Source organism: Streptomyces sp. NPDC018263 (genome assembly GCF_055562575.1).
Genome location: NZ_JBVHFA010000001.1, coordinates 779144 through 790823 on the forward strand (window position 1 = coordinate 779144; position 11680 = coordinate 790823).

Consider the following 11680-nt stretch of genomic DNA (forward strand, 5'->3'; position numbering starts at 1 on the left):
GTGCGCTCATCGTCCGCCTGCCCGGAAGGGCTACGGCAGTGCCCGGCACAGGGCCTCCAGAACGGTGTGCCAGGTGCTGTCGGGCGGGGTGCCGTAGCCGACGACGAGCGCCTCCAGCGGTTCGGCGACGGCGAGCCGGTGCCGGTAGAAGGCGAGGCCGTGCAGGGCGAGTCCCTGCCAGTGGGCGGCCTGCACGACCGCCTGTTCGGTGCCGGGCGGCAGCCGCAGCACCGCGTGCAGCCCGGCCGCGATCCCGGTGACCGTCACCTCCGGCGCCCGGTCGGCCACGGCGGCGGCGAGTTGGTCCCGGCGGCGCCGGTAGCGCTGCCGGGCGGCGCGCACATGGCGGTCGTACGCGCCGGAGGCGATGAACTCGGCCAGCGTCAACTGGTCCAGCACGCCGACGGTGTCGCTGTGCCCCTTGGCCGTGACCAGCTCCGGCAGCAGCGCCGGGGGGACTACCATCCAGCCCAGGCGGAGTCCAGGTGCGAGGGACTTGCTGGCGGTGCCGAGGTGGACCACATGGTCGGGGTCGAGGCCCTGGAGTGCGCCGACGGGCTGGCGGTCGTAGCGGAACTCGCCGTCGTAGTCGTCCTCCAGCACCAGCCCGCCGGTCCGCCGCGCCCAGTCGACGACGGCCGCGCGCCGGTCGGGGTGCAGCGGGGTGCCCATGGGGAACTGGTGGGCGGGGGTGAGGAGTACGGCGCCCTCGCGACTCAACGGCCTTGTATCGGTGCCGAGTTCGTCGTAGGGCAGCGCGGTGGTCGTCAGGCCCGAACCGGTGAGCAGGTCGTGGTGCACGTAGAGGCCGTACGACTCGACGGCGACCGTGCGGGCGCCCCGGCCGCGCAGCACCGTGCCGAGGAGGCGCAGGGCGTGCGAGAAACCCGCCGTGATCAGCACCGAGCCGGGATCGGTGCGGACGCCCCGGACGCGGGCGAGGTATTCGGCGACGGCGGCGCGCAGTTCGGGGCGGCCGCGCGGATCGCCGTACCCCAGCGCGTCGTTGGGGGCGCGGGTGAGGGCGCGGCGGGCCGCCTTCAGCCACTCGGTGCGCGGGAAGGCGGCGAGGTCGGGGGTGCCGGGGACCAGGCTGTGCGCGGGGCGGCCCGGTGTGCGGCGCCGGACGGGTGCGCCCACCGCTCCGGCCGGGGGTACGGCACGCTCCGCGACGCGGGTGCCGGAGCCCTGGCGGGCGGTGAGCCAGCCCTCGGCGACCAGGTCGGCGTACGCCTCGGCGACGGTGTTGCGGGCGATGCCGAGGTCCGCCGCCAGCGTGCGCGAGGACGGCAGCCGGGTGCCGGGGGCGAGCCGGCCGGTGCGTACGGCGTCCCGCAGCGCGTCGGTGAGACCCCGGCGCAGGCCGCTGCTGCCGGCCGGTTCGAGGTGGAGGTCGATCCCCAGATTGGCCCATGAATCCGCCATGGGAATGGACCATACTCCTGGGCTGCTTCCCTCCTAGGCTTCCAGCATGGAGACCACGGAGAAGACCACCGAGTACGCCCCCGAACACCCCGCCCGCCTGTCCTGGACCGAGCATGTCCCCGAGGTCTACAAGGCGATGGTCCGCCTCGACGCCGCCGCCCGTAAGGGTGTCGACCCGACGCTGCTGGAGCTGGTGAAGATCCGCGCCTCCCAGCTCAACCACTGCGCGTACTGCCTGGACATGCACACCAAGGACGCGCTCGCGGCCGGGGAGAGCGTGGAGCGGATCGTCCAGCTCAGCGCCTGGGACGAGTCCCGCCATTTCTACACCGAGCGGGAGCTGGCGGCCCTGGAGCTGACCGAGGCGGTCACCGTCCTCACCGACGGCTTCGTACCGGACGACGTGTACGAGCGCGCCGCCAAGCAGTTCGAGGAGGCGGAACTGGCCCAGCTCATCGCCGCCATCACGGTGATCAACGCCTGGAACCGCTTCGCGGTGTCGACACGGATGGTGCCGGGGCACTACACGCCGGGGCAGCACGCGTAAGTACGGGTGCCGACGGGCGGCTCTGCGGGTGAGCCATAGCATCCGCCCATGATCGAAGACATCAGGACCGCCGGCGACGAGCCCGACGCGGAGCTTCTGCACGGCTGGCGGTCCGACCCGGCGGGCACCCACCACATGGGCTCGCACTAAGCCAAGCAGTACAAGGTCCCGATCGAGTACGTGAAGACCAAGAGCCAGACTGGTTACGACTCCAGCCACCGGCGGAGGATCACTGTCGGGACCAAGCACGGCAAGCACTGGATTTGGGGCAGGAATGGCAGCGTCAGCAGCGGCAAGGCCGGGGTCTTCCACTCCAAGTAGAAGCCGGACGCTCCTCGTGCTCCTGGTCGCGGCTGCCGCGCTGGCCGGCCTCGCTGTATGGCAGTTCCGGCCCGCAGACCACCCGAACGGCTACACGCTCGGTACCGCGCTGTCGGACGACACGGTGGGCGGCGAGGTGGAAGACCTTCACATGCAGGTAGGCAAGGAGTACTGGGTCGCTTTGCCCCGGGCGGAGAACATTTCCGACCGGCCACTCGCGCTCCTCGGGGGTGAGATCACTCATGTTCCGCAGGGCCTGAAGATCACGGAGTATCGGGCTTTCAGTCACGAGGAGACCGAAGGTCATCCGCTGGGAGCCTCGCCGGTTGGGGGGTCACCCGGCATACCGGCCCTCACTCCAACGCACGACCACTCCGGACCCTCCCAGATCCAGGCTCGCGCCTCCGGCGATATCTACTGGGCAGCGCGAGTACGCGTGACAGGCAAGATCACTCACGCCTTGACCGGGTGTCGCTACTTCTACCAGCAGGGCAACATCAAATACCAGCAGGACTTGTACTGCGTCAGCCAGTTCCGCATCGGACCACCACTCAAAATTGAATAGGTGAAGCAGCGGCCTGGCGGGGATCAAGGCGGGCCGGATCGGCGCCGTCTGAGCTCGTGCGGACAAGTGCCGGGCGACGGATGATGAGAGTCCGCCGCCCGGCGCCGTCACGTCAGGGAAGCCAGCGCTTCCACTGTTCCGGGTGCGCGTCGACCCACTTCTTCGCGGCCTCCTCAGGGCTGAGCTTCTGCTCGGCGATCATGAGGGAGACCTCGTTCTGGTCCTCCGTCGTCCACTGGAACTTCTTCAGGAACGCGGCGCCCTCGCCGCCGGAGCGGGCGAAGTCGGCGTTGAGGAACTTGCGCAGCGGGGTCTTCGGGTACGCGCAGGTGATCTTCGCGGTGTCGGTGTCGCAGCCCTCCTTGTACGGCGGGAGCTTCACCTCCGTCATGGGGACCTTCTTGAAGAGCCACTGCGGGGTGTACCAGTAGCTCAGGAAGGGCTTCTTCTCCTTGGCGAACTGCTTGATCTGGGTGATCTGCGCGGCCTCGGACCCGGCGAAGACGACCTGGTAGTTCAGCTTCAGGTTCTTCACCAGCGCCTTGTCATGGGTGACGTAGGCCGGGGAGCCGTCCATGATCTGGCCCTTGCCGCCGGACTCGGCGGTGCGGAACTGGGAGGCGTACTTGTTGAGGTTCTTCCAGTTCGTGATGTCCGGGTGCTGCTTGGCGAAGTACGTCGGCACGAACCAGCCGATGTGCCCGGTGACCCCGAGCCCGCCCGCGTAGGAGACGGTCTTCTTGTCGTGGACGTACCGCTTCTCCTGCTCGGGGTGGCTCCAGTCCTCCAGCAGGGCGTCGACGCGGCCCTGGCTGAGCGCGTCCCAGGCGGGGATCTCGTCGACCTGGACGGTGTCGACGCGGTAGCCCAGCTTGTGCTCCAGCAGGTACTTGGCGACCGCCACGTTGGACTGCGCGCCCACCCAGGACTGCACGGACAGGGTCATGCTCTTGGCGCCGCCCGCGTTGGCGAACGGGCTGGCCTGCTTGGTCATGTCGGCCGCGCCGCAGCCGGTGAGCAGGGCGAGCGCGGACGCGGCGGCGACGCTCACCGAGAGGGTCGTACGGAGTCGCATGTCACGCTCCCTTCTTCGCGCGGCGGCCGGTGGGCTGGGTGACCCGGTCGAGCATCAGGCCGAGGCAGACGATCGCGGCGCCGGCGACCAGGCCGGTGGCGAGGTCGCCCTGGGCGAGGCCGAAGGCGACGTCGTAACCGAGGGCGCCCGCGCCGACCAGACCGCCGATGATGACGACGGCGAGGACCAGCACCACGCCCTGGTTCACGGCGAGCAGCAGCGAGCGCCGGGCCAGCGGGAGCTGGACCTGCCAGAGCTGCTGGCGGCCGGTGGCGCCCAGCGAGCGGGCGGACTCCAGCGCGGCCGGGTCGACCTGGCGCAGACCCTGCGCGGTGATCCGGACGACGGCCGGGAGCGCGTAGACCACGGCGGCGACGACGGCGGGGGCGCGGCCCACGCCGAACAGGGCGACGACCGGGATCAGGTACACGAACTGCGGCATGGTCTGGAACACGTCCAGCACCGGGCGCAGCATCCGGTCCACCCGTTCGCTGCGGGCGGCCGCGATACCGGTGGCGATGCCGAGGACCAGGGTGACGGCGACGGCGGCCAGCACCTGGGAGAGGGTGTCCAGGGAGGAGTCCCACACGCCCAGCACGCCGATCGCGGCCATGGCGAGGGTGGCGGTCAGCGCGGTGCGCCAGGTGCCGATCAGCCAGGCCAGCGCGGCGACGATCAGCAGCACCGACCACCAGGGCAGCGCGCGCAGGCCGTCGCGCAGCGGGTCCAGCATCCAGGTGGTGAAGTGCGCGGCCCAGTCGGCGGTGCCGCCGATGACGGGGACGCCGGAGTAGAGGTGCGCGGTCATCCAGTTGACGGCGTGGTTGACCGGCTCCGCGATGTTCAGGGTGGCGCCCGAGGGCCACTCGGCGCGGCCGAGCAGCCGGGCGGCGACCGCCGCGACGGCGGTGCCGGCGAGCGCGAGCAGCCACACGGTGCGGCGGGACTCGCCCGCGCTGTCGGCGGCGCGGCCGGCGGCGCCGGTCACCCGGTCCAGCACGATCGCGAGCAGCACGATCGGGATGCCGGCCGCGAGGGCGGCGCCCACGTCGACGGAGGCGAGCGCCTGGTAGACGCGGTCGCCGAGGCCACCGGCGCCGATGACGGAGGCGATGACGGCCATGGACAGCGCCATCATGATCGTCTGGTTGAGGCCGAGCAGGAGTTCCTTGCGGGCCAGCGGGAGGCGGGCGGTCAGCAGCCGCTGGCGCGGGGTGGCGCCGAGCGAGCGTACGGCCTCCAGCACCTCGGGGTCGGCGCCGCGCAGGCCGAGCGCGGTGAGCCGCGCCATCGGCGGGGCGGCGTAGACCACGGTGGCGAGGACGGCGGCGGGGACGCCGATGCCGAAGACCAGCACCACGGGCAGCAGGTAGGCGAAGGCCGGGAGCACCTGCATGGTGTCGAGCACCGGGCGCAGGGCACGGTCCAGCCGGTCGGAGAGCCCGGCGGCGAGGCCGAGCAGGACGCCGACGGCGACGGACGCGAGCACGGCCGCCACCATGAGCGCGAGCGTCTGCATGGTGGGCAGCCACATACCGAGCGCACCGCAGGCGAGGAACGCCACGGCCGTACCGGCGGCCAGCTTCACCCCGGCCACCCGCCAGGCGACCAGCGCGCCGAGCGCGGTGACGCCGACCCAGCCCATGGCGAGCAGGGCGAGGTAGACACCGCGTACGCAGAGCACGACCGCGTTGCTGATGTGGCCGAAGAAGTACAGGAAGAGCGGGTGGGTGTCCCGGTTGTTCATCACCCAGTCGCTGGCGTCGCCGAGCGGGCCGGTGAGGCTCACGGTCAGCGCGTGCGGCCAGTGTCCGCTGCCCCACCGGCTGTCGAGCAGTGGCACGAGGATGACGGCGGCAACGGCGAGCGTGAGCAGCTTGGCCGCCGGGCGGGACTTGAGCAGGCCGGGCAGGGCGCGCCGGGCCGTGGGGGCGGTGATCGTAGCCATCAGACCGCCTTGGGCTCGGGGGCGGCGGACACGAGGGTGGGCTCGGCCTCCCGCTCGGCGGGGGCGGCCGTGCCGGTGCCCGCGACCACGTTGAGCAGGGCGTCGGAGTCGACGACGCCCATGCAGGTGCCGTCGTCCATCACGCGGGCCGGTTCACCGGCGCGGGCGACGGCCTCGATGGCCTCGGCGACCGGGGCCTCGGGGCGTACGGCGGGGCCGCTGCCGGCCTCCTCCAGGGAGGCGGGGCGCATGGCGGTACGGCAGGTGACGACCTGCTCGCGGGGCACGTCCCGGACGAACTCGCGGACGTAGTCGTCGGCCGGGGAGTTGACGATCTCCTCGGGGGTGCCGAGCTGGACCACGCGGCCGTCGCGCATCAGGGCGATGCGGTCGCCGAGCTTGAGCGCCTCGGTGAGGTCGTGGGTGATGAACACCATCGTGCGGCCCTCCTCCTCGTGCAGGCGGGCCACCTCGTCCTGCATGTCGCGCCGGATCAGCGGGTCGAGCGCGCTGAACGGCTCGTCGAAGAGCAGGACTTCGGGGTCGACGGCCAGGGCGCGGGCGAGTCCGACGCGCTGGCGCTGGCCACCGGAGAGCTGGCCGGGACGGCGCTTCTCCATGCCGGCCAGGCCGACCTTGGCGACGACCTCGGCGGCCTTCTCGCGGCGCTCGGCGCGGCCCATGCCCTGGATCTCCAGGCCGTAGGCGACGTTGTCGAGGACCGTGCGGTGCGGCAGCAGGCCGAAGTGCTGGAAGACCATCGCGGCGCGGTGGCGGCGCAGCTCGCGCAGCCGGCCGCGGTCCATGGCGCGTACGTCCTCGCCGTCGATGGCGATGGTGCCCGCGGTGGGCTCGATCAGCCGGGTCAGACAGCGCACCAGGGTGGACTTGCCGGAGCCGGACAGGCCCATGACGACGAAGACCTCGCCCTTGCGGACCTCGAAGGACACGTCCCGCACGGCGGCCGTGCAGCCGGTCTCGGCGCGCAGTTCGGCGGGGCTCAGCGCGGCCAGCGCCGGGTCGGCGGGGACACGCTCGGGCTTGGGGCCGAACACCTTCCACAGTCCGTCGACGGCGAAGACCGGCGCGTCGGACCCTTCGGCGGAGGTGGGCGGCTTACGGGTGGGAACGGTGAGCGTCATCGCGCGTCACCACCGATCAGTTCGACGGCCTTCTCCCCGACCATGAGCACTCCGATCATCGGGTTCACCGCGGTCATCGTCGGGAAGACGGACGCGTCGGCTATGCGGATGCCGCTGAGGCCCCGGACACGCAACTCGGGGTCCACCACGGCCAGTTCGTCATCGGCGGCGCCCATCTTGCAGGTGCCCGCCGGGTGGTACACGGTGTGCGCGACCTTGCGCGCGTACTCGCTCAGCTCCTCGTCGCCCTGGACCTCGGGTCCGGGGCAGACCTCGCGCTTGAGCCAGTGGGCCAGCGGCTCCGACTTGGCCACCTCGCGGGCGATGCGGATGCCGTCGACCAGGGTCTTGGCGTCGTAGTCGTCCTCGTCGGTGAAGTACCGGAAGTCCAGCGCGGGCTTGACCTCGGGGTCGGCGCTGGTGAGGTAAAGACGGCCGCGGCTCTTGGGCTTGGGGATGTTCGGGGTCATGGAGACGCCGAACTCGGGCCGCTCGTAACCCAGTCGCTCCGGGTTGTCCGTGAACGGGATCTGGTAGAAGTGGAACATTAGGTCCGGGCCCGCGTGTTCGGGGTCGCGGCGGACGAACAGGCCCGCGTCGGAGTCCATCGCGGAGTTCTCCGGGATGGGTCCGTGGGTCTCCCAGACGATGACCGACTCCGGGTGGTCGAGCAGGTTCTCGCCGACGCCGGGCAGGTCCAGCACGACCGGGATGCCGAGGGCCTCCAGGTCGGCGCGCGGGCCGATTCCCGAGTGCATCAGCAGACGCGGGGTGTCGACGGCCCCGGCGCAGAGGACCACCTCGTTGCGCGCCTTGACCAGCAGTTCCCGCCCGTCCTTGGTGCGGACGTGGACGCCCTCGGCGCGGGTGCCGTCCAGCTCCAGCTTGTACGCCCAGGTCTCCAGGAAGAGGTGGAGGTTCGGGCGCTCGTCCATCACCGGGTGGAGGTAGGCGACGGACGCGGAGGAGCGCTTGTTGTTCTCGGGGTGGTAGGCAAGGTCGAAGAAGCCGACGCCGTCGGTGAACGGCTTCTTGTTGAACCCCTCCACCCGCGGCACGCCGAGCGTGGACTGCGCGGCGTCCACGAAGTCCCGCGCGATGGCGTTCCGGTCCTTCTCGTCCACCGGGACGATGTTGTTCTTCAGCCGGGCGAAGTACGCCTCCATCGGCACGGCACCCCAGCCGGTGGCCCCGGCCTGCTCCCACTCGTCCCAGTCGGAGGGGAGCGGCTTGAACGAGATCAGGGTGTTGTGCGAGGAGCAGCCGCCGAGCACGCGGGCCCGGCTGTGCCGGATGTGGGAGTTGCCGCGCGGCTGCTCGGTGGTCGGGTAGTCGTAGTCGAGGTCGCCGCCGAGCAGGCCCATCCAGCGGCGCAGGGTGAGCACGTCGTCGCGGTCGACATCGCTCGGGCCGCCCTCGATGACGGCGACGGTGACGTCCGGGTTCTCGGTCAGGCGGGAGGCGATGACGGAGCCCGCCGTGCCGCCGCCGACGACGACGTAGTCGTACTCGTGGGTGTGTTCGGGCATGGGGTGTCTGACTCCTGGGGGCGGGGAGGTTCTACGAAGGTCTGGGGGGCTTCAGCCGGCGAACCAGCGCACCGGGCTCGGGGCGAGGTTCTGGTACACGTGCTTGGTCTCGCGGTACTCGGCGAGGCCGGCGGGGCCCAGTTCGCGGCCGGTGCCGCTCTTGCCGAAGCCGCCCCACTCCGCCTGCGGCAGGTAGGGGTGGAAGTCGTTGATCCACACGGTGCCGTGCCGCAGCCTGGCGGCGACGCGCCGGGCGCGGCCGGGGTCTGCGGTCCAGACGGCGCCCGCGAGGCCGTACTCGGTGTCGTTGGCGAGGGTGACCGCCTCGTCCTCGGTGCGGAAGGTCTCGACGGTGAGGACGGGTCCGAAGACCTCCTCCCGCACGACGCGCATCTCGCGGTGGCAGTGGTCGAGGACGGTCGGCTCGTAGAAGTAGCCGGACTCGGGGCGGTCGGCGGTGGGCTCGGGGCGCTTGCCGCCGCAGACCAGCGTGGCACCCTCGGCGAGCGCGGAGGCGACGAAGTCCTCGGTCCTGGCGCGCTGCTGCTCGGAGACGAGCGGGCCGCACTCGACGCCGGGTACGGTGCCGCGGCCGAGCCTGATCTTCCGGGCGCGGCTCGCGAGTTCGGCGACGAAGCGGTCCCGCACGGACTCCTCGATGATCAGCCGTCCGCCGGCCGAGCAGACCTGGCCGCTGTGGATGAACGCGGCGTTGAGGGCCTGGTCGACGGCGGTGTCGAAGCCCTCCTCGGTGGCGCAGGCGTCGGCGAAGACCACGTTGGGGTTCTTGCCGCCGAGTTCCAGGGCGACCTTCTTGACGCTCGGCGCGGCGGCCTGGGCCACCTTGACGCCGCTGACCAGGCCGCCGGTGAAGGAGACCAGGTCGACGTCGGGGTGGTCGGACAGGCGGGCGCCGACGGTGTGGCCGGGGCCGGTGACCAGGCCCGCGACGCCCTCGGGGAGTCCGGCCTCCACCAGCAGCTCGATGAGCGCGATGGTGGTCATCGGGGTGATCTCGCTGGGCTTGATCACGAAGGTGTTGCCCGCGGCGAGCGCCGGGGCGATCTTCCAGCTCGCCTGGAGCAGCGGATAGTTCCACGGGGTGATCAGCGAGCAGACACCGACCGGCTCGTGCACGACGACGCTGTGGATGTCGGGCGAGCCCGCGTCGACGACCCGGCCGGGGGCCTCGGCGGCGACCAGGTCCGCGAAGTAGCGGAAGGCGTCGGCGACGCAGTCGATGTCGACGCGGCCCTCCTCCACGGTCTTGCCCGCGTCCCTGCTCTCCAGCAGGCCCAGCTCCTCGCGGTCGCGGACCAGGAGGTCGGCGACGCGGCGCAGCAGGGCGGCGCGCTCGGCGACCGGGGTGTGCGGCCAGGGGCCCTCGTCGAACGCGCGGCGGGCGGCGGCCACCGCGCGGTCCACGTCCTCGGTACCGCCCTCGGCGACGACGGCGAAGGGCCTGCCGTCCGCGGGGTCGAGGATCTCGCGGGTCTCACCGGAGTCGGCTTCCAGCCACTCGCCTCCCGCGTGAATGGTGGCCTCGGCCGGTCGTTCCGTTCTGTCCGCCATGATCGGTTTTGCCTTCCGTTCCTGTTCAGACGCCCTGCGTGACCAGAGCTGCCACGTCCGGGCGGATGACCGCATGCCCTCGGCCGGGGAAGCGCATGCGCATTCGGTGGCCGAAAGTGTGCTGGGTCACGGAAATTGCGGGAGAAAGGCGGAGGAATCGGGCGTTCGAGGGTGGCGTGGATCACGACGGCGGTACGCACATGTGCGAACCGGGTCGATTCGATCAGTCCAGCGCCGCGTTCCCGGCCGGGTCGCAGTTCATGCCGGGCGGGCAGAACCAGGCGAGCGCGGTGGTGAGGAGTTCCAGCTCGTCCTCGCGTCCGTCGGCGTCCGGGCCGTACGCCGCGAGGGCGTAGATCTTGCCGTCGGCGGCCACGAAACGCTCGTCGTAGACGTGCCAGGTGCCGACCTCGGGCTCGTTCCGGATCGTGTCCGCGAGGTACTCCAGCCGGGAGCCGGTGAAGTCCCCCTCGTCCAGGTCGGTCAGCGCCAGCTTCTCGAATCCGCGTGGCTTGGCCGTCCGGTCGGACAGATACAGCTCGAGCGACGCTTCCGGACTGGCCTCCGACACCTCGTACACCTGAAGCCTCCGCTCCTGGTCGGGGCTGCGGAAGTTCACCACCGCCATCCCGTACTCGGACGGCACCGTGGCCCGCGTCCACCCCTCGGGCACGGCCACCTGGAACCCCTCCTCGTCGGCGTGCAGCTCGTACCCGGCGGGCGGCGCGCTGGGCGAGGGGCCGGCCGTGGGCGAACTGCTGACCGGGCTGGGGCTACGAGTCACGGGCGCGGAGGAGGTGTGCCCCTGCCCCTTCTGGCTCCGCTCATCGCCGTCGCCCTTCTGCACCACAAGAGCCAGCACAAGGCTCACAGCAATCCCGGCCGCCGCCGCCCCCACGATGACGGACCAGAGAACCCGCCGACTGGGCCCACTACGAGGCGGCGCCGGCTCGGCGGGAGGCCAGGGGGCGACCACGGGGAAGACCGAGGCCGGAGGGACGGGGGGCCAGGCGGCCTGGGAATCGGGGGGCCAGGTGGAGGTCGGCTCAGCCGGGGGCCAGGCGGAGGTCGGCCCGGCCGGGGGCCACGAGGCGGTCGGCGGCTCCGCCTGCGCGGAGGACTCGGCCACCGGCCAGGCGGCGGCAGGCGGCTCCCCATCCGCAGAGGGCCAGGAGGGAGGGGGCATCCGCCGATCTGCTGGCGGCCAGGCGGGAGCCGAGGGGTCGGCGGCGGGATCGGCAGTCGCCGAAGGCTCAGCCGAGGACCGGGCACCGGTCGCCGTATCCCCAGGCGCGTAGCCCTCGGCGGACGCCGGAAGCTCGCCCGAGGACCGGGCACCGGTCAAGCCCCCAGAGGCGGAGGGGGCGGCGGAGGCCGGGAACCCCGCACCGGCGGAGACCGACGGGTCGGCAGACCCCGACGACTCAGCCGAGGAATCGGCACCGGTCGCAGTCTCCCCCGGCGCGTAGCCCTCGGCGGACGCCGGAAGCTCGCCCGAGGACCGGGCACCGGTCAAGCCCCCAGAGGCGGAGGGGGCGGCGGAGGCCGGGAACCCC

The 11680-nt window shown here is 71.9% G+C and carries 9 protein-coding genes; 2 read left to right on the forward strand and 7 right to left on the reverse strand.

What is annotated here, in order from left to right:
• Nucleotides 1-30: 30 nt before the first annotated feature.
• On the reverse strand, nt 31-1425 hold the full coding sequence (pdxR, locus tag ACZ3HQ_RS03660; protein ID WP_467507661.1) for a MocR-like pyridoxine biosynthesis transcription factor PdxR: 1395 nt from the start codon (nt 1423-1425) through the stop codon (nt 31-33).
• Nucleotides 1426-1471: 46 nt separating this feature from the next.
• Between pdxR and ACZ3HQ_RS03665 the strand changes: the two genes are divergently transcribed.
• The gene (locus tag ACZ3HQ_RS03665) at nt 1472-1972 is read left to right on the forward strand and encodes a carboxymuconolactone decarboxylase family protein (protein ID WP_467507663.1); all 501 of its coding nucleotides are present in this window, start codon (nt 1472-1474) and stop codon (nt 1970-1972) included.
• 337 nt (nt 1973-2309) lie between these two features.
• Complete coding sequence (locus ACZ3HQ_RS03670) at nt 2310-2858, forward strand: hypothetical protein (RefSeq protein ID WP_467507665.1); 549 nt, start codon at nt 2310-2312, stop codon at nt 2856-2858.
• A gap of 112 nt (nt 2859-2970) precedes the next feature.
• Here the strand turns inward: ACZ3HQ_RS03670 and ACZ3HQ_RS03675 are convergent, their stop codons facing one another.
• The 6 genes from ACZ3HQ_RS03675 to ACZ3HQ_RS03700 form a co-directional block, all read right to left on the reverse strand.
• Nucleotides 2971-3933, reverse strand: a complete 963-nt coding sequence (locus ACZ3HQ_RS03675; RefSeq protein ID WP_467507667.1) for an ABC transporter substrate-binding protein — start codon at nt 3931-3933, stop codon at nt 2971-2973.
• 1 nt (nt 3934) lies between these two features.
• Nucleotides 3935-5881 (reverse strand): ABC transporter permease, encoded by a 1947-nt coding sequence (locus ACZ3HQ_RS03680; protein WP_467507668.1) that lies wholly within the window; start codon nt 5879-5881, stop codon nt 3935-3937.
• The gene (locus ACZ3HQ_RS03685) at nt 5881-7023 is read right to left on the reverse strand and encodes a quaternary amine ABC transporter ATP-binding protein (RefSeq protein WP_467507670.1); all 1143 of its coding nucleotides are present in this window, start codon (nt 7021-7023) and stop codon (nt 5881-5883) included. The genes ACZ3HQ_RS03680 and ACZ3HQ_RS03685 overlap by 1 nt, the downstream gene beginning before the upstream one ends.
• On the reverse strand, nt 7020-8552 hold the full coding sequence (locus ACZ3HQ_RS03690; RefSeq protein ID WP_467507671.1) for a GMC family oxidoreductase: 1533 nt from the start codon (nt 8550-8552) through the stop codon (nt 7020-7022). The genes ACZ3HQ_RS03685 and ACZ3HQ_RS03690 overlap by 4 nt, the downstream gene beginning before the upstream one ends.
• Before the next feature lie 51 nt (nt 8553-8603).
• Nucleotides 8604-10124, reverse strand: a complete 1521-nt coding sequence (locus tag ACZ3HQ_RS03695; RefSeq protein WP_467507673.1) for an aldehyde dehydrogenase family protein — start codon at nt 10122-10124, stop codon at nt 8604-8606.
• 223 nt (nt 10125-10347) lie between these two features.
• Nucleotides 10348-10995, reverse strand: a complete 648-nt coding sequence (locus ACZ3HQ_RS03700) for a hypothetical protein (RefSeq protein ID WP_467507676.1) — start codon at nt 10993-10995, stop codon at nt 10348-10350.
• Nucleotides 10996-11680 lie beyond the last annotated feature (685 nt).

Bases quoted from the DNA above. Each gene is read 5' to 3' on its own strand.
- ACZ3HQ_RS03690 (WP_467507671.1), bottom strand. From the start codon at position 8,552: ATGCCCGAACACACCCACGAGTACGACTACGTCGTCGTCGGCGGCGGC.
- pdxR (WP_467507661.1), bottom strand. From the start codon at position 1,425: ATGGCGGATTCATGGGCCAATCTGGGGATCGACCTCCACCTCGAACCG.
- ACZ3HQ_RS03685 (WP_467507670.1), bottom strand. From the start codon at position 7,023: ATGACGCTCACCGTTCCCACCCGTAAGCCGCCCACCTCCGCCGAAGGG.
- ACZ3HQ_RS03680 (WP_467507668.1), bottom strand. From the start codon at position 5,881: ATGGCTACGATCACCGCCCCCACGGCCCGGCGCGCCCTGCCCGGCCTG.
- ACZ3HQ_RS03675 (WP_467507667.1), bottom strand. From the start codon at position 3,933: ATGCGACTCCGTACGACCCTCTCGGTGAGCGTCGCCGCCGCGTCCGCG.
- ACZ3HQ_RS03695 (WP_467507673.1), bottom strand. From the start codon at position 10,124: ATGGCGGACAGAACGGAACGACCGGCCGAGGCCACCATTCACGCGGGA.
- ACZ3HQ_RS03665 (WP_467507663.1), top strand. From the start codon at position 1,472: ATGGAGACCACGGAGAAGACCACCGAGTACGCCCCCGAACACCCCGCC.